Genomic DNA, 22,765 nt, shown 5'->3' on the forward strand with positions numbered 1-22,765 from the left:
CGTTTCGCCGGCCCACACCAGTACGGGGATGCTGGCGCTGACCGAGCGGCCGGATGAGCCGGTGGTGCTCGGTGGTGGTTGTGCCGGCGTGGAGTTCGCCTGGATGCACGCCGCGTTCGGCGCCGAAGTGACACCGAGCCAGCGGGGCGACCAGACTGCTGCCGGGCGAGGATCCCGACATCGCGGCGGAGGTGCGAGCGCTGCTGACGGATGCGGGTGTCCGGGTGGTCACCGGCGCGAGGGCACCCGCTCCGTGCGCGATCGCCGGTACGTGCCGCACGTCGTCTTCACCACTCCCGCGCTGGCCCGGGTCGGCATGACCGAGGCGGAGGCGCGGGCCACCGGCCGGCCGCCCAAGATCGCGGTGCGCAGGGTGGCGGAGATGGCGGCCGTGCCGCGAGCCAAGATCGGCGGCGATGCGCGGGGCGTGATGAAGTGATCGTCGACGCCGAGACCGACGAGGTGCTGGGCGTGAGCATGCTCGCCCACGACGCGCACGAGACGGTCAACACCCTCGCGGTCGCGCTGCGGCTCGGGGCGCCGGCGAGCGTGCTGCGCGACGGGATCTACACCCATCCGTCGATGACGGAGGCGTTCAACGACCTGTTCGCCACCCTAGGCTGAGCACCCCGTGACTCCGCGCCACCAGGGCCGCCCGTCCCCGGTCGTGATCGCCGCCCACCTCCCAGCCGTCCGCCGTCTCTGCCGGAGGGGCCGGGGTCCGTCACCAATCGACCTCATCGCAGCCGCGGTGGTCGGCGGGCTCCACCTGCAAGGTCGCGTGGGCCACGCCGTGGCGTCGGCGCAGCAGGTCGCGGGCCTGGTCGAGGACGGCGTGGTGGTCCTTCTGGTCGGCGGTGACCAGGTGGGCGGTGGCGACGTTCATGCCGGAGGTCAGGGTCCACAGGTGCAGGTCGTGCACGTCGCGTACGCCGTCGATGGCGGCCAGGTCGGCGGCGACGGCGGCGGCGTCGATGTCCTCGGGCACGTGCTGCCCGAGCACCGCGAACACCTGCCGGCCGAGCGAGATCGCCCGCACCGCGACGAACGCGCCGATGGCGACGGCGACGGCGGTGTCCCAGAACGCCTGGCCGGTGGCGGCGACGAGCCAGCCCGCCACGATGACGCCGACGGAGCCGGCGGTGTCGGCCACGACCTCCAGGTAGGCGCCCTTGACGTTCAGGCTCTCCCCCGCACCGGAGCGCAGCATGAGCAGCGCGATCAGGTTGACCACCAGGCCGAGGGCGCCGACGATCAGCATCGGCCCGGTGGACACCTCCGCCACCTCGCCGATGCGGCCGATCGCCTCGGCCACGACGTACCCGGCGACGCCGAGCATCAGCACGACGGCCAGCAGCGACGCGAACACCTCGGCCCGATAGGAGCCGTAGCTGCGCCGGCCCGTGGTGTCGGGGCGGGTGGCGATCCGGGTCGCGACCAGCGCCGCGCCGAGGGTCACCACGTCGGCGGCCATGTGCCCGGCGTCCGACAGCAGCGCCAGCGAGCCCGACAGCAGGCCGAAGACCAGCTCCACCACGAAGAAGGCGCCGATCAGCGCGAAGGAGACCGCCAGCCGCCAGCGGTGCCGGCCGGCCGCGTGGCCGTGCCCGTGCCCGGCGCCCATCAGGCGTTCCCCTCACGTTCGGGGTGCAGCGCCTCGGTGTGCTCGGTGTGGGCGAGCGCGAGGTCGAGCAGCATCCGTACGTGCGGATCCTCCAGCCGGTAGTACGCCATGCGGCCGGAGCGGCGGGCGGCCACGATGCGGTGGGCGCGCAGCAGCCGCAACGCGTGCGAGACGGCCGACTCGCTCTGCCCGGTCACCGCCGCCATGTCGCACACGCACAGCTCACCGTCCAGCAGGGCCACCAGCAGCCGCAACCGGTTCGGGTCGGACAGCAGGCCGAAGACGTCGGCGGTGTCGGCCAGGTCGGAGGCGGGCGGCATCCGCTCGGACACGGCGGCGACCCGGTCGGCGTCGACCACCCGCACGGTACAGCCGTCCATCACCAGCACCTTGTCATCTGAAGAGCTGTTCATATGAGCAAGATAGCGGAGCGGCCGATCGGCATGTCAAGCGTGATCCCGGCGGGTCGCGAGGTCCGCGCCAGGGAGCGCCGCTCCCGCTCAATGGTGATGCGCGACTTCCACCGTGCCGCCGGGCTGCCGGCGCACGCCCTCCAGCAGGGACGGCGCGGCGACGACGACCCACCCGTCACCGACGAGGTAGCTGCCGCCGTACGCCTCGGCGTCGTCGAGCCAGGCGCGCTCGCCGGTGCCGCTGGCGAACGTCAGCAGGGTGTACTGACCATATGACGTCCGGCAGGCGGCCTCGCGCAGCTCCACGGCGTCGACCTGCATCGCGGGGCGGGCACAGCCGGCGGCGGTGGCGAGCCGCTCCATCCCGGCCCGGGGCAGCGCCTGGCCGGCCGCGTGATGGTGCGCGGCCATGTCCGCCGGTGCGGGGGCGGCGGCGCACGCCGTGAGCAGGGCCGCGCCGAGAACGGCGGCGCACGCGGGACCGAGGGGCTTGACACACATCACGCTCTCCATCGGGGCGACTGCGACCGAAGGTACACGCGGCTCCCCACGGTGGTGGGTGACGTACCCGAATCGGTCCGGCTGCCCGCGCCCGGCGGGCGACGGTCCGGTTCGGCAACCTTGAGCGATCCACCATGGAGGCCCTGCGGCAATACCCGGACGGGATGTTCGCCGCGAGCGGGCCGGGGCCTAGCCGTGATCGCGTGGCCGGTCGCCGCCGGCGTGGCGCTGCCGGCCGGCGCCCGCTTCCCCACGGTCGTGCGAGTGCTGTGCGGCGGGCGCGTCGTGCGGCGCTTCCGGTCGTACCGGATCACGCTCGTCCGATGGCCGGGCCAGGAGAACGAGGCTGGCGGCGGCGAGCAGGTGGACGGCCCCCGCCAGCCGCTGGTCCGTCAGCGGATCGGGCGCGCCGGGCGGGGCCACCACCAGGAACCAGTCCGGCGCGACCGGCGGCCCGAGCAGCAGGAAGGCGCTCACGGCGAGCTGCACCATGACGACCGAGCCGAGCAGCACGGCGCGGCCCGTCCGGGAGAGGGGGCGGGGCAGCGGGTCCGCGCCCGCCAGCATCCAGGAGACCACCAGCCCGCCGGTGAGGAACAGCGTCGCGGTGAGCAGGTGCGGCACGTGCTGGAACAGGGCCCACGGCAGCCAGCCGGTGCGGTAGAGCAGCGGGAAGGCGATCATGTACGCGACCGGCAGCACGGCCAGGAGCGCCGGCCGCCGGATCGGGAGCCGCGCGCCGAGGGCGCCGTCCTGCGGCGGCCGGGTGGCGGCCCGCGCGGCGAGCGTGAGCGGCGCGCCGCGGCAGAGCAGCATGGGGGCGATGACGGCGAGCACGGTGAGCTGCAGGGCCTGCGTCGACAGCATCGCCCGCGCGTACGCCCCGACGCCGCCGAGCAGGACCACGCCGAGCAGCGCCAGGCCGGCGCACCACGCGACCGTGCGGGCGGGCGGCCACGCGCCGGCCCTGCGCACCCCGGCGAGGTAGCCGGCCAGCGCCAGGGCCAGCAGCAGGAGGATCATCGGGTCGGGGCGGATCTCGGTGAGCAGCCCGGTGAACCGGAACGGCGCCAGGTCGTACTCCAGCAGGCCGTCATGCCCGCCGCCCGGTGCGGGGGGCGGGGTGCGGGACAGGGCGACGGCCAACGCCATCGCCGCGCCCATGACGATCAGCTCGCCGGCCGCCAGCCGGGTGAAGACGACCCGCACGCTCCGGTCGGCCGCGCGGGCGACCGTACGGCGGCGGTGCGCCCGGCCGAACAGGGCGAGAACGCCGAGGGCGGCGGTCTTGGCGAGCAGGAGCCAGCCGTACTCGCTGCGCCACAGGTCGGACGGGGCGTTCAGCCGCACCCACGCGGCGGCCACGCCGGAGACGGCGACCCCCGCGAAGCAGCACAGGGCGAGCGTGCTGAACCTGGCGAGCACCACCGGCAGGGCGGTGGAGCGGCGGAAGTGCGCGAGCACCGCGCCCAGCCCGCCCACCCACAGCGACACGGTGACCAGGTGCGTCATCAGGGCGGACAGCGCGATGTCGTGGTCGGTGGCGGAGGCGGCGTGCCCGACGTACGTCACGGGCAGCGTCCCGAAGACGGCGAGCACGAGCGGGACGAGCTTCGGCAGCCGGGGCACCCGCGCCGCCACGGCGACCGCCACGACCACGGCCAGCACCAGCGGCAGCACCCGCGCCTGGAGGATCGACAGGCCGGAGCCGAGCAGCGCGGGAGCGGCGAGCAGGTCCGGCACGGGGACCGCGATCACCTCCGACACGGTGAACAGGTAACTCAGCACGATGGTGACCGCCCAGCCGAGCGCCCACCGGCCGGCCGCGCGGGCGCACGCGGCCCGCTCCGGCGTGCCGGGCGGCGCGAGGACGGCCGCCGCGAGCAGCGTCCCGACGGTGGCGACCGCGCACGCGTCGGAGCAGAAGCGGACGAGCGGCAGCCCCCACGCGGTGAGCGGTCCCGCGTCCGGCAGCCCGGCGATCCCCGGCTCCGCCCTGGCTGCCAGGGCCGCCGTCAGCAGCACCAGCCCGGCGGCGATGAGCGCCGCGCCCGCGTAGATCCGCCGGCCGCGACCGTCCCGGAGGGTGGGCCAGGTGATCCGGGATGGCGCCGGTCCGGTCTCGTGCATCGGATGAGCCCTCCCGTCCCGCTCCACGCGTACAGGGAGATACGCGGCACGGTGCGGCCCCGTTCAACCCCGGGCGAGGATCCGGCTCAGGGCCGTCCGGAACTCGGGTTCCGGCCGGTCCGCCGCGGCGGTGGAGCGCCAGGCGACGAACCCGTCCGGGCGGACCAGGGTCATGCCGGTGCTCGTGAGGCCGTACCTGTCCAGGAACTCCTTCTCGGGGTCCTCCAGGCCGGCGCCGATGGTGTGGACGTCCAGCTCGACGCCCAGTGACGCCGCCACCGTCCTGGCCGCGGCGGCCCGGTCGCCGCCGTCCGGGGCGACCAGGGCGACGAACGCGCCGGTGAACAGGTCGAGCGTGGAGATCCGCGTCCCCTCCCGGTCCAGCCAGACGTGCGGGGCGCGCAGGCCGGGGCGCCCGCTGGGCTTGCGAGGGTCCTCGATGGGGTCGTGGGGGGTGTGCGGCTCCGTGTGGACGGCCGGGGAGTCGTACCGGTAGCCGAAGATCATGGCGAGGTCGTCGACCGCCGTGAGGTCGTCCGCGGTCCCCTCGTGGCGGGCGTGCAGCAGCCGCATCGTCTGGCCCAGGGTGAGCTGCGCGACCGGGCGGCGCTCCTGCTCGTACGTGTCCAGCAGCGCGGGCCCGGCCTGGCCCTTGAGGACGGCGGCGAGCTTCCAGGCCAGGTTGTGCGCGTCCGCGATGCCGGTGCTGGCGCCGTAGGACCCGGTCGGGGGGAAGACGTGGGCCGCGTCGCCGGCGAAGAACACCCGGCCGGCCCGGTAGCTGCGGGCCACGGCCGCGCCGAGCCTGACGTCCATCGGCTTCGGGCTCCAGCCGGCGACGGGGGGCACCAGCGTGAGGTCGAGGTCGGGGATCCCGACGGCGCGCCGGACCAGGTCGGCGCAGTGCCGCTCGGTGAACTCCGCGATGCCGCGGCCCTGCTCCGGCTGGTAGGGCACGCCCAGCATCCAGCGCCCCGGCTGCCGTAGCGGCGCCAGGACCGTGCCGGCCACCGGCTGGTCGAAGTAGGCGAGCAGGAACTCGCGCCCGCGCACCGCGTCGTCGAGGTCGGCGTCGAAGAGGAAGTGCGCGGCGTGGCCGAGGACGCCGGGGCCGTCGGCGCCGATGCCGAGGCGGGTGCGCAGGTCGGCGCGGTTGCCGTCGGCGGCGATGACGTAGTCGGCGTGGATGCGGTATTCGGTGCCGTCGCCGACGTCGCGGACGACCGCCCGCACACCGTCGCCGGCGGCGTCGAGGTCGGTCAGCTCGGTGCTGAACCGCACGTCGGCGCCGCTCCGCTCGGCGGCGGCGCGCACGACGAGCTCCAGCTCGTCCTGGTCGACCATGCCCCAGTCGGCCGGGCTGAGCGAGGCCGGCGGGCGCAGGTGGGCGATCGCGTCGATGCGGAAGCGCTCGGGGCCGGTCAGGGTGTCGGCGCCGATCATCTCGGGCTTGTCCGCCAGGAGCGAGGAGCGGGCGCGGATCTCCTCTTCCAGGCCGAGTGCCCGGTAGATCTCCATCGTGCGGGGGTTGAAGGCCCGCGCCTGCGGCATGATCGCCGTGGACGGGTGCCGCTCGACCAGGGTCGGGCGCAGGCCGAGGCGGGCGAGGAACAGCGCCGCGGACAGGCCGGTGATCCCTCCTCCCACGATGAGGACTGCGGTGGCGTGGTCGCGTGGTGACGTCATGGCCGTCGATCTCCTCTGGTCGTGTCCTGTGCCGGGCGTACCGGCTCCCAGGAACACAATCAATCACATCGCCTACTGTGTCAAGTAGTCACTTGATTAAGGAGAGAGGCTACTTGAGATTGCCTAGTACGGCTATGATCGGGCTGTGTCGACGTCGAAACCGCGCCGCTCCCCCAAGCCGCAGGAGCGCCAGCGCGACCCGGAGCGCACCCGCAAGCTCATCCTCGACGCGGCGGAGGCCGAGTTCGCGGCCCACGGCTTCGCCGGCGCCCGCACCGGCGCGATCGCCGCCCAGGCCGGGGTCAACCAGCAGCTGATCTGGTACTACTTCGACGGCAAGGAGGGCCTGTACCGGGCCATCGCGGAGCGCTGGCAGGAGCGCGAGAACGACCTCGTCCCCCAGGACCTGCCCATGACGGAGCAGATCCGCCGCTACGCGCTGGAGGCGCTGCACAACCCGAACGGCGTCCGCCTGCTCGCCTGGGGCGGCCTGGAGTACGACGGGCCCGGCGACGACCCCGACCAGGAGCGCCGCTCGGATCGGCTGAGCGGGTTCGCCGAGCGGCTGCGCGCGCGGCAGGAAGCGGGCGACCTGCCCGCCGAGGTGGACCCGGCCTGCCTGACGGTCATGCTCATGGCCGCCGCGATGGCCACCGTCAGCCTGCCGCACGTCGTCGCCGGCGTCTGCGGCGCCGACCCGCGCGACCCGGAGTTCGTGCGCCACTACGCCGACCAGGTCGCCCTCGTCGCCGGGCTGGTCGGCCTCGACTCTCCCTAGAGACGCGGGCGTGCCGGGCGGCCGGGATCGTGTCCCGGCCGCCCGGCGCCTCACCCCGGCCGTGCGGACGTCCGGTCAGCCCGGGTTGCCGCCCCCGCAGGCGAGGTCGGCGTCGGTGAAGATCGGGTGCGGCGGGGTGGCGTCCGCCTCACCGCCGCCACCGTCGCGGCGCCGGTCGGGGTAGAACATCAGGTACGTCCCCGACGAGCAGGCCGTCGCCGGCTCGGCGTCCCCGCCGATCACGACGCTCCCGCCCAGATTGACCCCGCCCTGCGCCAGGGCGTTGCTCCTGACCACGGCGTCGCCGGTCACGGTGGCGGCGCTGTTGACCCAGGCCAGGTCCTCGATGCGGGCGTTGCCGCCGACCGTGCTGTTGCCGTGGACGGCGGCGCGGGAGGCCGACGTAGGCGGTGGCGGCGACGTCGGCGCGGGCATGCAGACCGTCTTCGCGGCCTGCACGGGTGCCGCGAGCAGGGCCAGGACCGGGCAGAGGAGCGCCGCGACCCTACACGCCATAGCGGCTCCTCAGATGGCGCCACCAGTCGCGGAACATCCACGCGTCGAACTCCGTGATCCGGGTCGCGCTGCCCGCCTTCATCAGGAAGCCGCCCACGCCGGTGGGCGTCCAGTCGTAGAAGTCGTCCAGGCCGAACGAATGGCCCATCTCGTGCAGCAGGATGTGCACGTTGTCGGCGTTGAGGTTCGACATGAAGTACTCGCTGCCGATCCGCTGCCCCCAGTCGCCGCCGGCGCCGCCGCCGAACCCGCTGGTCAGCCAGAGCGACATGTCGTAGTGGTGCGATGCGCCGCCCGGGCAGTTCGGGTAGTTGCCGCTCTGGTTGAAGAAGCGGCCGCACGGCTCGGCGCACTGGGGCGCGTTCTCGCGGATGTCGTTGACGTAGACGTCCACGGAGTTGTCGCTCCACTGCAGCTGCGCGCGGTCGCGCACGGCCCAGCCGACGACCTTGACCGGCACGGTGCTGTACGGCCAGCCGTTGTGCCCTGCCATGACGTCCATCCACTTCTTGAACTGGCGGGCGAGCTGGGCGTGGATCTGGTCGCGCTGGGCCGCCGTCACGGTGGCGCCGGAGTCCCAGCGGACGCAGTAGCTGATCGAGCCCCGGTTGGCCATGACCTGGTCCCAGCCGTAGTTGCGGAACCCGTACAGGTTGGGGTAGGTGCTCTCGACGTGCTGCCACACCTCGTTCAGCGGGGTGACGAGGTTGCTCGGCGGGTTCCAGCCGCCGGTCTGCGGGGCGCCCTCGCCGATGGCCTTGACCTCCAGCAGGCCCACCGAGCCCTGGCCGCTCTGCATCAGCACGCGCAGCCGGGTGGTGGAGACGGGGGCGAAGGTGACGGTGTTGTAGGTGTCGGTCGCGGTCGCGTACGTGCCGGGGATGTCGGCGTACGCGCTGCCGGTCCAGCGCTGCAGCTTCCACGAGGCCGGGACGCGCACGCCGCCGTTGTCGTCGAAGAAGTAGACCTGGGCCGAGGTGAGCGTCTGCGCCTGCGACCAGGTCAGCAGCGCCCACTGCTCGCCGGTGTCGGGCCAGGTGCCCCAGCGGCGGTTGACGGTGTCGTTCGAGCTCGGCGGGTCGATGCCGTCGTTGATCGCCGCGACGCTCTCCCACGGCGAGGTGGAGGACGCGGACGGGCTCGCCGAGGGGGCGAGGTTGACCGGGGCGGCAGACGCGGGCGCGGCGGGGATGAGGAACGTGCCCGCCGCCACGAGCCCGGCCAGGATCACGGACGTGGATCGTCTCACTGGAGCCTCCTTGTTAGCGTTAACACCTCTGGCCCGCTAAGTGCTATGTCACACACTTGTGGTGGGGAGAGTGTTGGGGCCGCCGCGCCCTCCGTCAAGACCCCGTCAGAAGATTCGTCAGCGACCTGTACGCCGCCGCGCGCGGCCGCTGAAAGTTACACGCGGCCCGGAACCGGCGGCGCTCGCGGGGGCGTAGGCGGCGCGGGGGCCCTGGTCGGGCAGGACGGCGGCCGAGCCGTAGGCGGGCTCGCTGCCGCTGGTCAGCACCGGCCGCCCCGTGGACACGTCGACGACGAACCTGGAGATGCTGGGGATTCGCTGTTGGTCACGTAGACGGCGCGCTCCCCCGCGACCGCCGATCGCGCCGCGGCCCCGGCGGTCGCGGACGGGATCAGCGCCGCCGGGAGCAGCAGGACGGTGAGGGGGAGAGACGGGCGATACGCACAAGGTCCTCCGGAGAGACATCGTTGCCATGTCACCCGGAAGGGCGTGCCGCCGCGTTCCATCACGTTCCACCGGCTGCCCGCGCGGCCCGCCCGTCTCTCAGGACGCCCCGCCAGGTTGTGGCAGGCAGGGAGGCACTTCAAAGATCTAGTACCCTCACAAAACGGTGACGAAGGCACGTACGAGTCGGCGGAGAGTGTCGCCGGCGCGACGGACGCGCAAGGTCGCCGTTCAGTCGGACCGGCAGGACGAGAAGGCGGGACATGAGTGACACGTCGGTGAAGGGCTCGCGTTCCACCACCCCAGGGAAGCGCTCCACCACCCCAACGGAGGTCGGCGAGCAGGAGCTGCGGCAGCTCCTGGCGGGCCTGACGGCCGTCAGGGACGGCGACTTCCGCCATCGGCTGCCCCAAGACGCCGACGGGCTGCTCGGCGAGATCGCGTCGGTGTTCAACGGCATGGTGGACCAGCTCGCGCTGTTCACCTCCGAGGTGACGCGGGTGGCCCGCGAGGTCGGCACCGACGGGCGGCTGGGCGGGCAGGCCGACGTGCCGGGCGTGTCGGGGACGTGGAAGGACCTCACCGACTCGGTGAACGCCATGGCCGGCAACCTGACCGACCAGGTGCGCAGCATCGCTCAGGTCACCACGGCGGTGGCGCGCGGCGACCTGTCGCAGAAGATCACGGTGGACGCCCGGGGCGAGATCCTGGAGCTGAAGAACACCGTCAACACGATGGTCGACCAGCTCTCCTCGTTCGCCGACGAGGTGACCCGCGTGGCCCGCGAGGTGGGCACGGAGGGGCAGCTCGGCGGGCAGGCCAACGTGAAGGGCGTGGCCGGCACCTGGCGCGACCTGACCGACTCGGTGAACTTCATGGCGGGCAACCTGACCGACCAGGTCCGCAACATCTCCCAGGTGGCCACGGCGGTGGCGCGCGGCGACCTGTCGCAGAAGATCACGGTGTCGGCGCGGGGCGAGATCCTGGAGCTGAAGAACACCCTGAACACGATGGTCGACCAGCTCTCCTCGTTCGCCGACGAGGTGACCCGCGTGGCCCGCGAGGTGGGCACCGACGGGCGGCTGGGCGGCCAGGCGGACGTGAAGGGCGTCTCCGGCACGTGGAAGGCGCTGACCGAGTCGGTGAACGTCATGGCCGACAACCTGACGGCGCAGGTGCGCAGCATCGCCGAGGTCACCACGGCGGTCGCGCGCGGCGACCTGTCGCAGAAGATCCGGGTGGACGCCCGGGGCGAGATCCTGGAGCTCAAGGAGACCATCAACACGATGGTCGACCAGCTGTCCGCGTTCGCCGACGAGGTGACGAGGGTGGCCCGCGAGGTCGGCACCGAGGGCAACCTGGGCGGGCAGGCGACGGTCCGTGGCGTGTCCGGCACGTGGAAGGACCTGACGGACAACGTCAACGTGATGGCGTCCAACCTGACGAGCCAGGTGCGCAGCATCGCCCAGGTGGCCACGGCGGTGGCGCGCGGCGACCTGTCACAGAAGATCACGGTGGAGGCCAAGGGCGAGGTCGCGGTCCTGGCGCAGACGATCAACACGATGGTCGACACGCTGAGCGCGTTCGCCGACGAGGTGACCAGGGTCGCTCGCGAGGTCGGCACGGAGGGCCAGCTCGGCGGGCAGGCCCGGGTCCCGAACGTGGCCGGCACCTGGAAGAACCTCACCGACAACGTCAACTCCATGGCCGACAACCTGACCAACCAGGTGCGCAGCATCGCCCAGGTCACCACGGCCGTGGCGCGCGGCGACCTGACCCGGAAGATCGACGTGGACGCCCGGGGCGAGATCCTGGAGCTGAAGACGACGATCAACACGATGGTGGACCAGCTTTCGGCGTTCGCCGCCGAGGTGACCAGGGTGGCCCGCGAGGTGGGCAGCGAGGGCAGGCTGGGCGGCCAGGCCGAGGTCGAGGGCGTGTCGGGCACGTGGAAGCGGCTGACGGAGAACGTCAACGAGCTGGCCGGCAACCTCACCCGCCAGGTCCGCGCGATCGCCGAGGTGACCAGCGCGGTCACCTCCGGCGACCTGACCCGGTCGATCACGGTGGACGCCGAGGGCGAGCTGGCCGACCTCAAGGACAACATCAACTCGATGGTCAAGTCGCTGCGCGAGACCACGACGGCCAACGAGCAGCAGGACTGGCTGAAGTCCAACCTGGCCCGCATGTCCAGCCTGATGCAGGGGCACCGCGACCTGGCGACGGTGGCGGAGCTGGTGATGAACGAGCTGGCGCCGCTGGTCTCGGCCCAGTACGGCGCGTTCTTCCTGGCCGAGGAGAGCGAGCTGAAGCTGATCAGCGCCTACGGCTACCCCGTGGAGACCGACCGTCCCGACCGGTTCCGCCTCGGGCAGGCGCTGGTCGGGCAGGCCGCGAGCACCCGCAGGACCATCGCCGTGGACGAGGTGCCCGCCGGGTACGTGAAGGTGTCCTCGGGCCTGGGTGAGAGCCTGCCGGCCTCGCTCATCGTGCTGCCGATCGTGGTCGAGGAGCAGGTGCTGGGCGTGATCGAGCTGGCCTCGGTGCAGCCGTTCACGCCGGTCCATCGGACGTTCCTCGACCAGCTCATGGAGACCGTCGGCGTCAACCTGAACACGATCGTCGCCAACGCGCGCACCGACGAGCTGCTGAAGGAGTCGCAGCGGCTGGCGGTCGAGCTGCAGGCGCGCTCGGAGGAGCTGCAGAACCAGCAGGAGGAGCTGCAGCGCTCGAACGCGGAGCTGGAGGAGAAGGCGACGCTGCTGGCCCGCCAGAACCAGGACATCGAAACCAAGAACCTGGAGATCGAGCAGGCCAGGCAGGAGCTGGAGGACCGTGCCCACCAGCTCTCGCTGGCCAGCAAGTACAAGAGCGAGTTCCTGGCGAACATGAGCCATGAGCTGCGCACGCCGCTCAACTCGCTGCTCATCCTGGCCCAGCTCCTGGCCCAGAACCACACGCGCAACCTCACCCCGAAGCAGGTGGAGTACGCCGGGATCATCCACTCGGCCGGCTCGGACCTGCTGCAGCTCATCAACGACATCCTCGACCTGTCGAAGGTCGAGGCCGGCAAGATGGACATCAACCCCGAATGGGTGCAGGTCCGCCAGCTGCTCGACTACGTCGAAGCCACCTTCCGGCCCATGACCAGCCAGAAGAGCCTCGACTTCCGGGTCACGACCCTGCCCGGCGTCCCGTCCGAGCTGCTCACCGACGACTCGCGGCTGCGGCAGGTGCTGCGCAACCTGCTCTCGAACGCGGTCAAGTTCACCGAGACCGGCAGCGTGGAGCTGCGCATCGAGCCGGCCGCCCAGTCGGAGCTGCCTCCTTCGGTACGCCCCCACGGCGGCGCGCTCGCCCTGCGCGTGATCGACACCGGCATCGGCATCGCCGAGCAGCAGCTCGAAGTGATCTTCGGGGCGTTCCAGCAGGCCGACGGCACCACCAGCCGCAAGTACGGCGGCACCGGGCTCGGCCTGTCGATCAGCCGCGAGATCGCCTACCTGCTCGGCGGCGCCATCACGGCGCAGAGCACGCCGGGCGAGGGCAGCACGTTCACGCTCTACCTGCCGATCGCGCGCCCCGACTTCCAGGACCCGGCCGTCAAGGACACCGCGGCCGGCCCGGACGCGGCAGCCGCGGGTCAGGGCGAGGCGAGGCCCGAGGAGCCGCGCTCGGCCGCGACGTCCGCCCCGCCGCAGCAGCGCCGCCTGCTGGTGATCGAGCAGCGCGCCCGCGGGCTGCTCTCGCTGGTCGCCGAGAGCGTGGTGCACGAGCTGCCGCGCACCCGCGTCGGCGAGATCGAGCTGGTCACCGCCGCCGGCGCGCAGGAGGCCGCGGCCACGCTGGCGGCCGAGCCCTGCCACTGCATCGTGCTCGACCTGGAGATGCCGCAGCAGGCGGCCTACCAGCTCCTGGAGGCGATGAACGGTGACCCGGCGCTGGCCGGGGTGCCCGTGCTGGCCTACAGCAACTGGCAGGCCGGCACGCAGCGCGAGGCGCACCTGGCCAACCAGCCGCTGGAGCTGCTGTCGAGCCTCGACGAGCTGCGCGAGCGCATCGCGCTGCACCTGACGGCCGAGCAGGTCGGTGACGTGCTGCCGCTGATGCGCTCGGACGCGTCCGTGCCGGCGCCCGCCGAGAGCGAGGTGGACGGCGCGCTCAGCGGCCGCACGATCCTGGTCGTGGACGACGACACCCGCAACCTGTTCGCGCTGACCAGCATGCTGGAGGTGCACGGCATCCGGGTCCTGCACGCCGAGAACGGCAGGGAGAGCATCGACGCCCTCCTGGAGCACCCCGAGATCGACCTCGTGCTGATGGACGTCATGATGCCGGAGATGGACGGCTACGCCGCCACGTCCGCGATCCGGGCCATGCCGCAGTACGCCGCGCTGCCCATCATCGCCGTGACCGCCAAGGCGATGCCGGGCGACCAGGAGAAGAGCCTGGCCTCGGGGGCCAGCGACTACGTCACCAAACCGGTGGACGCCGATCATCTGATCGAGCGCATCCGGCACTGGCTGGCGGCGTAGCCCGCGTTCCGGCCCCGTACCGTCACCAGGCCCCGTCACCCAAGCCTCGTCACCAGGCAAGGAGAGCACGTGCACGACCTCCAGCACCCGCCCGCGCCGGACCCCGGCGCGGGCGGTCCCGCGGAGCTCCCGGACGCGGCCACGAACGTCGGCCGCCTGGCGGCCACCATCGAACGGCTGCGCGAGGCGGTGCGCGAGGCGCAGCACGCGGCCGAGGGCCGGGCGCTGATCGAGGTGGCCAAGGGCATCCTGATCGAACGGCTCGGCTGCGGCCTGACCGAGGCGGCGCGGCAGATCGCGACGCTGGCCGAGCAGGCGGGCGTCTCCCCCATCGAGATGTCGGCCGACATCATCAACCACGCCGCCAGGGACCGCATCAGCGAGACGGCCCGCGAGTTCCTGAACGCGGCCCGCTCCCGGGAGGCCGCCCCGACCGGCGGCGATTCCGGCGGGGCGGACGTCGCGGTGCGCATGCGCAGCGCCGAGAACGGGATGCTGCAGGCCGGCGACGCGCAGGCCGTCGCCGAGTCGCTGCTGCAGCACGCGCTGACCCCGCTCGGCGCCACCGCCGTCGCCGTCTGGGCGGCCGGCCACGACGCCTCGCTCGCGCTGGCCGGGTACGCCGGCTTCAACGAGGCCGAGGCCGCCCGCTGGCGTTACGTGCCGCCCGGCGTGGCCACCCCCGCCCGGCAGGCGCTCACCGAGCGCAAGGCGATCTGGCTGCGCGCGCTGTCGGACGTCGGCCTGCCCTCCATCGGCTGGCACGCCACCCCCGACGGGGGCCGCGCGTCGGTGCCCGCCGGCACCGGCGGCCGCGTGCTGGGCGTGCTGGAGATCAGCTGGCCGGAGCCGCTGGAGACGCCGCCGCCCCAGATCGTCAAGCAGATCGAGGCGCTGGCCGAGCTGTGCGCGCACACGCTGGAGCGGCCCGCCGGCCCGCCCGCCGCGGCCCCGCCGTCGGAGCTGACCGACCTGGCCGACGTGCTGCCCGACGCCGCGATGGTGCTGCAGCCCTGCCTGGACGCCGACGGGCGGCTCACCGACTTCCGGATCCGGCACACCAACCGGCGCTTCGCCGACCCGGCCGGGCGGCCGACCGCGCTGGTGACCGGGGCGCTGCTGCTGGAGGCGTACCCGCTGGCCGCCCAGGACGACGGCCTGTTCTCGAAGATCGAGCGGGTGCACGCCACCGGCGAGCCGTTCCAGTCCGACCATGTGACGCTGACCGCGCTGGTCGACCAGGTGCCGCTGGCCAGCGTCGCGCACGTGAGCATCACCCGCCACGGCGAGGACGTGCTGATGATCTGGCGGCTGCAGGACGAGGCCACCCGCCTGGCCAGCCTGCTCCAGCACGCCCAGCGCCTGGGCCGCATCGGCGGCTTCGAGGAGAACGCGCTCACCGGCGAGATCACCTGGAACAGCCAGCTCTACTCCCTGTACGGGATGAACCCGGGCGAGCCGCCCATCCCCCTGGAGCTGCTGACCGAGCACGCCCACCCCGACGACGCGGTGGCCATCGGGCGGTTCCTGCGCACGGTCCTGCACCACCGCCAGCCCGCCTCGGCCGCGTTCCGGCTGCAGCGGCGCGACGGCATCGCCCGCCACATCAGGGTGGTGGCCGAGCCGGCGCTGAGCGACGACGGGCATCTGCTGGCCATCCGGGGCGCGTACCAGGACATCTCCTCCCAGCACTGGACGGAGATGGCGCTCGCGGCCACCCGCGACCAGCTCGCCCACACCGAGCAGCAGGCGGCCGAGCGCAACCGGCTGGCGCTGCAGCTCCAGCGGGCCATCATGCCGGCCAGCCAGCAGCCGGTGGAGGCGTTCGGCCTCGACGTCGCCGTGCGCTACCGGCCGGCGGAGAAGGAGCACCTGGTCGGCGGCGACTGGTACGACGCCGTCATCCTGCCGTCCAAGAAGATCCTGCTGGCGGTGGGCGACGTGGCCGGCCACGGCATCGAGGCGGCCACCGGCATGGTCGTGCTGCGCAACGCGCTGCGCGGCCTGGCCGCCACCGGCGCGGGCCCCGGCCAGCTCCTCGCCTGGCTCAACATGGTCGCCCACCACCTGACCGAGAACGTCACGGCCACGGCCATCTGCGGCCTGTACGACCCGGACACGCACGTGCTGAGCTGGGCCAGGGCCGGGCACCTGCCGCCCATCCTGATCAGGGACGGCCAGGCGGCCGAGCTGGACATGATCGGCGGCGTGCTGCTCGGCGCGCTGTCGGACATGACGTACGAGGAGAGCCAGGTCCAGCTCGCCTCCAACGACGTGCTGCTCATGTACACGGACGGCCTGATCGAGCGCCGCGACCTGCCCCTGCACCAGGCGCAGCAGCAGCTCCTGCGCACCGCCACGCACCCGAGCACGGGCCTCGGGCACCGGCTGGACCACCTGCTGACCCACAGCAGGTCCGACACCGACGACGACACCTGCCTCGTCGGCATCCAGCTCCACTGACCGGCCGGCCCCAGGTCACCTTCCCCGGTGGCGCAGCAGCGTCGTGCCGAGGGCGACCTGGGCGGGCTCCAGCGCGGTCTTGCCGTCCTCGACGTCCCACAACGCGTTCTGCAGGATGCGGCCCAGCGTCCATCCGGTCGCCCGCCGCCGGTCCAGGCCGAGCGCCTCGGTGAGCAGGTCGAAGCGGCGCAGCACCGTACGGGTCACCTCGCCGCTCGCCACCACCGCCTCCTCCCACCGGCTGTCCAGCGCCGGCCACAGGTCGAACCCGGGGTCGCCGGCCAGCGGCTCGGGGTCGATGGCCAGCCACGGCTCCCGCTCACCGGCCAGGACGTTGCCGTCGTGCAGGTCCCAGTGCAGCAGGCGGTCGCCGGGCTCGCCGATCAGCTCGGCGACGGCGGACGCGCAGGTGCGAACCAGCTCCTGCTCCGCCGGGTCGCGCAACGCCGGCACGGCGCGCGGGGCCTGCTCCAGCATGGCGGCGGCGACGTCGGCCAGGTGCCGCAGGCCGGGCGGGGCGGGCACCGCGACGAGGCGCGCCATCAGCTCGGCGAGGATCCGCATGGCGGTGTCGTCGTCGGCCACCGACGACAGCGGGCGGGCCGCGTCCAGGCGTTCCAGCAGCATGGCGCCGGTGCCGGGGTCGTGGTCGAGCAGGCGGACGATGCCGTCGCCGTTCCACGTCCGCAGGCCGAGCGCGGCGCCGGCGTTGTCCTCGCTCGGCTGCTGGAGCTTCAGCACCGCCGGCGTGCCGTCGGCGCGGGTCACGGGCAGCACGAGCGAGGCCATGCCGTGCCGCGCGGGGCCGTCCGGCCGCAGGTCCCAGCGGTCCAGGAAGCCCGCGGCCAGCCGGGGCAGCTCGGCGAGCCAGGCCCGGGCGGACGCGCTGTTCGTGCCGTACGAGGCGGCGAACGCGGCGATCGCGGCGTCCCAGGCGGCGACCGGGTTGTGGCTGAGCGGCAGGTGCTTCACGGTGACCCTCTTCTTGATCGCGAATAGGGACAGCGTACGTGCACCCTGGCCGCGGGTCACCACGTCACGGGCTTGCTCGGGGTGGAGAGCCAGACGTTGAAGAAGCCGGTCAGGTCCTGGCCGGAGATCTTCTCGGCCAGCGTGACGAACTGGTCGGTGTCGGCCAGGCCGTAGCGGTGGTCGGCCGCCCACGTCCGCAGCAGCCGGAAGAACGGCTCGTCGCCGATCTTGACGCGCAGCGCCTGGAGCGTCATGCCGCCGCGGTTGTAGACGGCGGTGTCGAACATGGTGTCGCGCTGCGGATCGGCCACCTTGATCGTCCAGAACGCGTCCGGCCTCGTGGCGTACTGCCGGTCGAACCACGCCTGGACGCTCTCGCCGCCGATGTGCTCGGTCCAGTAGCGCTGGGCGAAGGTGGCGAAGCCCTCGTTGAGCCAGATGTGCTGCCACGTCCGTACGGAGACGCTGTCGCCGAACCACTGGTGGGACAGCTCGTGCGCGACCGTCGTCTCGCTGCGGACGGCGGAGTACAGCGGCTTGGTCTGGTTCTCCAGCGAGAAGCCGACGACGGGGACGTTGTCCACGATCGCGCCGGTCTCCTCGAACGGGTAGCGCCCGAACAGCTCGCTCCAGTAGTCGGTGATCGCGGCGGTCTGCTGGAAGACGACCTCGGTGCCGGGCACGGTCGGGTCGGTGGCGACCCATTCGCGCAGGCCGGCCGGCGTCTTGCCGACCTGGACGTCGAACTTGCCGATCGTGGTCGTGACCAGGTACGACGCCATCGGCCGCAGCTCGTTCCACCAGAAGGTCGTCGTGTCGCCGCGGGTGACCTGCGCCGCCAGCACGCCGTTGGCCGCGGCGACGAGCCCCTTCGGCACGGTCACCACGATGGAGTAGGTCGCCTTGTCGCTCGGGTGGTCGTTGGAGGGGAACCAGGTGCTGGCCGCGTTCGGCTCGCAGGCGACGAGCACGCCGTCGTCGGTGGCGATCCACCCGTACGGCAGGCCGAACACGATCGGGCCGCCGAGCGGCTGCGGGATGCCGTCGTAGGTGACGCCGACGTCGAACAGGCTGTTCATGCGCAGGCCCGAGCGGGGCGTGACGACCAGTTCCTGGCCGTCGCGCGTGTACGCCGCCGGGCGGCCGTTGACGGTGACCGATCGCACGGTGAGCTGCTGGAAGTCCAGGTCGAAGCGGGACAGGTCCTGGGTGGCGCGGGCCAGCATGTGGACGGTTCCCTTGAGGACCTTGGTGGCGGGGTCGTAGGCGAGGTCGAGGGTGTAGTGCTGGGCGTCGTACCCGCCGTTGCCCTCCAGGGGGAAGTAGGGATCACCGACGCCGGGCGCGCCCGGCCGGAACCCGGGTGCGGTGGAGACCGAGGATGAGGCGGCGGACGAGGCGGCGGACGGGGCGGCCGCGAAGGTCATGGCGGCGACCAGGCCGAGGGCGGCGGTCCAGCGTGCGATCCGGGCAAGCATCATCGCGAGCCTCCGTGAGGGTGAGTCGATAGCCCGACAGTGAAGGAAAAATCCGGACCTGTCCGGACCCAAAGTTCGCTCCTGGACCGCCGCCCGCCGGGCACGGCGGGCCGTCAGGCCGCGCCGGTTCCGGTGGCGAGCCGGCCGAGGATCACCTCGTCGGCGAAGGCGCCCAGCACCCAGGCCGAGGCACGTAGGGTGCCCTCGTGCACGAAGCCGTTCTTCAGCGCGATGCCCGGATGCGCGGCCCTGTTGTGCGGGTCGATGCCCGACGGCAGCGCTTCACCGGCGAGTTCGCCGTCGTAGAGCTCGGCTTGCAGAATGGGCACATCAGTTTCGCGCCGGGCCCGTAATCCGGCTTTTCCGCCTTTCAAAGGGGCAGCCCTTGGTGGTTGAGATACACCACGATGCGGTACGCGCCTTCGGCGTTTCGATGGAGCAGGTACGACGATGACAGGTGGACGGGCGGGCCTCCCGCCGTCCGCTCCGCCGTCCACGTGGTGCGGGCGAGCGTGTAGTGGTCGTCCAGGTCCTCGCAGGTCAGGGATTCGAGGGCGGCGGGACGGAGGCCGGCCTCGGCGAACATGCCCGACCTCTTGGGCAGGGCCGCGAGGAACGCGGAGCGGGGGACGGGCCTGGCTCCGGCGGCGTCGCCGGCCAGGAACGCCTCGGCGAAGCAGCCGGCCAGGGCATCGGTGTCCGGGCCGTCGCCGGCCTGGGTGAACGTGTCGAAGAATCGACGCAGGCCGTCGGGGATGATTTCGGGCATGAATGAGCTCCTCCAGAGAGGGTGCATGAAAAAAGCGCTCCCTCGGTCGTACGAGGGAACGCCAATGTAAATGCACGGGAGAAGCTTTCACAAACCATCATAGCGGGCCGAAATGAATTCCCGGCAATAAGTCAATAACGGCCTCGTATCGTTCACCGAGGGAAATGGTTCATGCGGTCGGTCAGGCGGGCCAGCAGGGGGACGCATTCCCGGAGCCGCCGCCGCTCCTCGGGGCTGAGCGTGTCGCGGATGGCGGCGTCGAGCCAGCCGGCGCGCTGCGCACGCTCCCGCTGGAGGCGGGCGCGGCCGCGGTCGGTGATGTGCAGCAGGAGCTTGCGGCCGTCATGGGGATGGGGCTCGGCCCGCACCAGGTCGTCGCCGAGGAGCTCCTTCACGGACTTGGCGGCGGCCTGGTGCGTCACGCCGCGCAGGTGGGCGAGCTCGGCCGTGGTGCGGGGGCCGCCGCGGTCGAGGTGGCCGAGGATGGCGGCCTCCCCGGGCGGCATGGTGTCGGCGGCCCGCGCGGCGCGGACGAGCCGCCCGATCACCTGCCGCAGGTCTTCGGCCAGCGTGTCGTCGTCCATGGCCTCATCCTACCCCGACTATGTAACCGAGTTGTACAACTTGGTTGTATGGTTGCGTCCATGCATCTCACCAAGTTCGGCCACGCCTGCGTCCGCGTCGAGAAGGACGGCCGCCGCCTGGTCATCGACCCGGCGGCCTGACCGAGCCGAGTGCGCTGGAGGGCGCCGAAGCGGTCCTGGTCACCCATGAGCACTTCGACCACTTCTCCGAGGAGGCCCTGCGCCGGGCCGCCGAGACCAACCCGGCGCTGAGGATCTGGACCAACACCTCCGTCGCCGGGCGGCTGGACGGCCTCGGCGCCCGCGTCACTCCCGTCGGCGAGGGCGAGGCCTTCACCGCCGCGGGCTTCGAGGTGCGGGTCCACGGCACCTGGCACGCCCTCATCCACCCCGACATCCCGCGCGTCGGCAACATCGGCTTCCTCCTCGACGGCGTCCTGTTCCACCCCGGAGACGCGCTCACCGTCCCGGACGCCACCGTCGACACCCTCCTGCTGCCCGTGCACGGCCCCTGGTCCACGACCGGGCAGCTCATCGACTACGTGCGCGCGGTGGCCCCGCGACGGGCCTACGCCGTCCACGACGGCGCACTCAACGAGACCGGCACCGCGATGGTCGGCGGCTTCCTGGCCCGTGGTGGCGCGCCCTACGAACGCCTGGACGCGGGCGCGTCCGTCGAGATCGGCTGACGCTCACGCTCCTGAGGGCACCAGCCGCTCCAGCGCGACGGACGGGTCGGCGAGCGCGGCGCGATCCACCGGGGAGCCGGCCAGGACGAGGGCCTTGAGCTGGTCGCCCTGGTCCCAGATGTTGACGTTCATCGCCGCGACCACCCGGTCGTCCCGCAGCCAGAAGGCGAGGAACGCGCGCTCGCGCACGTCGCCGCGGACGACCACGTCGTGGGCGGTGCCCGGCGGGACGTGGCCGAGGTACTCCATGCCCAGGTCGTACTGGTCGGTGTAGAAGTAGGGCAGCTCCTCGTAAGCGGCCTCCTGGCCGAGCATGGCGCGGGCGGCCACGGCCGGCTGGTTGAGCGCGTTGGCCCAGTGCTCGACCCGGACGTGGCCGCCCAGGCGGGGGTGGTAGGCGTTGGCGACGTCGCCGGCGGCGAAGATGTCGGGATCGCTGGTCCGCAGGTCGGCCGTGGTCTTGACGCCGTTGTCGACCGTCAGTCCGGCGGCGGCGGCCAGATCGGTGTCGGGGACGGCGCCGATGCCGGCCACGACGGCGTCCGCGTCGATGTGGCTGCCGTCGGCCAGCCGCACGCCCTCCTCGGTCACCTCGGCGAGGCGGGCGCCCAGCCGCAGGTCCACCCCGTGCTCGCGGTGCAGGCCGGCGAAGACGGCGCCGATCTCGGGGCCGAGGGCGCCGAGCAGCGGCTGCCGCTCCTGCTCGATCACGGTGACCGCGACGCCGGCCGCGCGGGCCGCGGCGGCGGTCTCCAGGCCGATCCAGCCGGCGCCGACGACGGCGATCCTGCGGGCGGTGGACAGCGTGGCGCGCAGCCGGTCGGAGTCGTCCACGGTACGCAGGTACAGCACGTGGCCGCGGTCGTGGCCGGGGACGGTCAGGCGGCGCGGGGTGGCGCCGGTGGCGAGCAGGAGCTTGTCGTAGCGCAGCCGTTCGCCGCCGGACAGCGTCACCTGGTGCGCGGCCGGGTCCACGGCGGTGACCGTGACGCCGGTGCGCACGTCCACGGCGTGCTCGCGGTACCAGCCCGCGTCGTGGACGAAGATCTTCTGCCGTTCGTCGCCGCCCTGGAGGTAGCCCTTCGACAGCGGCGGCCGCTCGTAGGGCAGGTGCGGCTCCCTGCCGACGAGGACGATCGTGCCGTCGAACCCCTCCTCGCGCAGGGCCTCGGCCGCCTTGGCCGCGGCCAGGCCGCCTCCCGCGATCACGAACGTGGTCGGTGCCGGCATCGTCGATCTCCTGTCTGCTCGTTCGTCCAGAACACAAGGGGCTAGGCGGGCACGCCGGACAGCGCGAAGAACTCCTGCCGGGAACGCGCGTCCTCGCGCAGCAGCCCCTGGAGGGCGGAGGTCACCGTGCGGGAGCCGCGCACGCGCACGCCGCGCATCGACATGCACAGGTGCTCGGCCTCGATCACCACGCCGACGCCCTTGGGCGCCAGGTGCTGCTGGAGCCAGTCGGCCACCTGCTTGGTCAGCCGTTCCTGCACCTGGAGGTCGCGGGCGAACAGCTCGACGACCCGGGCGAGCTTCGACAGCCCCAGGATGCGGTCGCCGGGCAGGTAGCCCACGTGCGCCACGCCCTGGAAGGGCAGCAGGTGGTGCTCGCAGAGCGACTGCACCGGGATGTCGCGGGCCAGCACGAGCTCGTCGTACCCCTCCTCGTTGGGGAAGGTCGTCAGGTCGAACGCGCGCGGCGCCAGCAGCTCGGCGTAGGCGCGCGCGACCCGCTTCGGCGTGTCGGCCAGGTGCTCGGACTGCGCGTCGCGGCCGAGCGCGGCCAGCAGGTCGGCCACCGCGCGTTGCGCGGCCTCCAGGTCCACGCCGTCGCCGCCGCGGACCACGCGCAGGCGCCGCTGCTGGTGGTCGGCGGACGCGGCGGCCGTCTCACCGGCCGGCTCCGTCACGGTCTCGCTCATGCCGCCCGCCCGCGA

19 protein-coding genes and 1 pseudogene are annotated in these 22,765 nt (G+C 72.8%); 5 read left to right on the top strand and 15 right to left on the bottom strand.

The features are described 5' to 3' along the window. The first annotated feature begins 316 nt into the window (after positions 1-316). A pseudogene (locus tag HCN51_RS60315) lies at positions 317-624 on the top strand (hypothetical protein). 100 nt (positions 625-724) lie between these two features. Here HCN51_RS60315 and HCN51_RS40275 read toward each other — a convergent pair. The 5 genes from HCN51_RS40275 to HCN51_RS40295 all read right to left on the bottom strand — a co-directional run bounded on the left by HCN51_RS40275 (position 725) and on the right by HCN51_RS40295 (position 6,354). Next, positions 725-1,624, bottom strand: coding sequence for a cation diffusion facilitator family transporter (locus tag HCN51_RS40275; protein ID WP_168017317.1), 900 nt, complete (start codon positions 1,622-1,624; stop codon positions 725-727). Next, positions 1,624-2,037 carry an ArsR/SmtB family transcription factor gene (locus tag HCN51_RS40280; RefSeq protein ID WP_168017318.1) on the bottom strand — a complete coding sequence of 138 codons (414 nt, stop codon included), beginning with the start codon at positions 2,035-2,037 and terminating at the stop codon, positions 1,624-1,626. Before HCN51_RS40280 ends, HCN51_RS40275 begins: the two co-directional genes overlap by 1 nt. 87 nt (positions 2,038-2,124) lie before the next feature. Next, positions 2,125-2,538, bottom strand: a complete 414-nt coding sequence (locus HCN51_RS40285; RefSeq protein ID WP_168017319.1) for a hypothetical protein — start codon at positions 2,536-2,538, stop codon at positions 2,125-2,127. 189 nt (positions 2,539-2,727) lie between these two features. After that, the gene (locus tag HCN51_RS40290; protein ID WP_168017320.1) at positions 2,728-4,668 is read right to left on the bottom strand and encodes a bifunctional copper resistance protein CopD/cytochrome c oxidase assembly protein; all 1,941 of its coding nucleotides are present in this window, start codon (positions 4,666-4,668) and stop codon (positions 2,728-2,730) included. 63 nt (positions 4,669-4,731) lie between these two features. Continuing rightward, on the bottom strand, positions 4,732-6,354 hold the full coding sequence (locus HCN51_RS40295; protein ID WP_168017321.1) for an FAD-dependent oxidoreductase: 1,623 nt from the start codon (positions 6,352-6,354) through the stop codon (positions 4,732-4,734). Positions 6,355-6,499: 145 nt separating this feature from the next. Here HCN51_RS40295 and HCN51_RS62610 point away from each other — a divergent pair, with 145 nt between their 5' ends. After that, complete coding sequence (locus HCN51_RS62610; RefSeq protein WP_168017322.1) at positions 6,500-7,132, top strand: TetR family transcriptional regulator; 633 nt, start codon at positions 6,500-6,502, stop codon at positions 7,130-7,132. 75 nt (positions 7,133-7,207) lie between these two features. Here the strand turns inward: HCN51_RS62610 and HCN51_RS40305 are convergent, their stop codons facing one another. The 3 genes from HCN51_RS40305 to HCN51_RS40320 all read right to left on the bottom strand — a co-directional run bounded on the left by HCN51_RS40305 (position 7,208) and on the right by HCN51_RS40320 (position 9,182). Further along, entirely contained in the window at positions 7,208-7,648 is a 441-nt protein-coding gene (locus HCN51_RS40305; protein WP_168017323.1) for a hypothetical protein, read from the bottom strand. Continuing rightward, entirely contained in the window at positions 7,638-8,897 is a 1,260-nt protein-coding gene (locus HCN51_RS58435) for a hypothetical protein (protein ID WP_206068454.1), read from the bottom strand. Before HCN51_RS58435 ends, HCN51_RS40305 begins: the two co-directional genes overlap by 11 nt. A gap of 117 nt (positions 8,898-9,014) precedes the next feature. Then, positions 9,015-9,182, bottom strand: a complete 168-nt coding sequence (locus tag HCN51_RS40320) for a hypothetical protein (RefSeq protein ID WP_168017324.1) — start codon at positions 9,180-9,182, stop codon at positions 9,015-9,017. A 422-nt stretch (positions 9,183-9,604) separates the two neighbouring features. Here HCN51_RS40320 and HCN51_RS40325 point away from each other — a divergent pair, with 422 nt between their 5' ends. Both HCN51_RS40325 and HCN51_RS40330 read left to right on the top strand, forming a co-directional pair. Further along, on the top strand, positions 9,605-13,876 hold the full coding sequence (locus HCN51_RS40325; RefSeq protein ID WP_168017325.1) for a HAMP domain-containing protein: 4,272 nt from the start codon (positions 9,605-9,607) through the stop codon (positions 13,874-13,876). Between the two features lie 69 nt (positions 13,877-13,945). Further along, positions 13,946-16,339 (top strand): SpoIIE family protein phosphatase, encoded by a 2,394-nt coding sequence (locus tag HCN51_RS40330; protein ID WP_168017326.1) that lies wholly within the window; start codon positions 13,946-13,948, stop codon positions 16,337-16,339. A gap of 15 nt (positions 16,340-16,354) precedes the next feature. Here the strand turns inward: HCN51_RS40330 and HCN51_RS40335 are convergent, their stop codons facing one another. From HCN51_RS40335 to HCN51_RS40355, 5 genes are all read right to left on the bottom strand, one after another. Next, the gene (locus HCN51_RS40335; RefSeq protein WP_168017385.1) at positions 16,355-17,260 is read right to left on the bottom strand and encodes an aminoglycoside phosphotransferase family protein; all 906 of its coding nucleotides are present in this window, start codon (positions 17,258-17,260) and stop codon (positions 16,355-16,357) included. 107 nt (positions 17,261-17,367) lie between these two features. Continuing rightward, positions 17,368-18,792, bottom strand: coding sequence for a M1 family metallopeptidase (locus HCN51_RS40340; RefSeq protein ID WP_206068455.1), 1,425 nt, complete (start codon positions 18,790-18,792; stop codon positions 17,368-17,370). Positions 18,793-18,902: 110 nt separating this feature from the next. Continuing rightward, on the bottom strand, positions 18,903-19,118 hold the full coding sequence (locus tag HCN51_RS40345) for a GNAT family N-acetyltransferase (protein WP_346433969.1): 216 nt from the start codon (positions 19,116-19,118) through the stop codon (positions 18,903-18,905). A 41-nt stretch (positions 19,119-19,159) separates the two neighbouring features. Further along, entirely contained in the window at positions 19,160-19,558 is a 399-nt protein-coding gene (locus HCN51_RS40350) for a DUF6841 family protein (protein ID WP_168017328.1), read from the bottom strand. Positions 19,559-19,710: 152 nt separating this feature from the next. Then, positions 19,711-20,142 (bottom strand): MarR family winged helix-turn-helix transcriptional regulator, encoded by a 432-nt coding sequence (locus tag HCN51_RS40355; protein ID WP_168017329.1) that lies wholly within the window; start codon positions 20,140-20,142, stop codon positions 19,711-19,713. A gap of 44 nt (positions 20,143-20,186) precedes the next feature. Here HCN51_RS40355 and HCN51_RS40360 point away from each other — a divergent pair, with 44 nt between their 5' ends. Beyond that, a complete protein-coding gene (locus HCN51_RS40360; protein ID WP_240973762.1) occupies positions 20,187-20,831 on the top strand; it encodes an MBL fold metallo-hydrolase in 645 nt (214 codons plus the stop codon). Positions 20,832-20,834: 3 nt separating this feature from the next. Here HCN51_RS40360 and HCN51_RS40365 read toward each other — a convergent pair whose 3' ends face one another. Both HCN51_RS40365 and folE read right to left on the bottom strand, forming a co-directional pair. Then, positions 20,835-22,061 (bottom strand): NAD(P)/FAD-dependent oxidoreductase, encoded by a 1,227-nt coding sequence (locus HCN51_RS40365; RefSeq protein ID WP_168017330.1) that lies wholly within the window; start codon positions 22,059-22,061, stop codon positions 20,835-20,837. Positions 22,062-22,102: 41 nt separating this feature from the next. Further along, entirely contained in the window at positions 22,103-22,750 is a 648-nt protein-coding gene (folE, locus tag HCN51_RS40370; protein ID WP_168017331.1) for a GTP cyclohydrolase I FolE, read from the bottom strand. Positions 22,751-22,765 lie beyond the last annotated feature (15 nt).

Origin of the sequence: Nonomuraea composti (genome assembly GCF_012034275.1) — a bacterium.
GTDB classification, from domain to species: Bacteria; Actinomycetota; Actinomycetes; order Streptosporangiales; family Streptosporangiaceae; genus Nonomuraea; species Nonomuraea composti.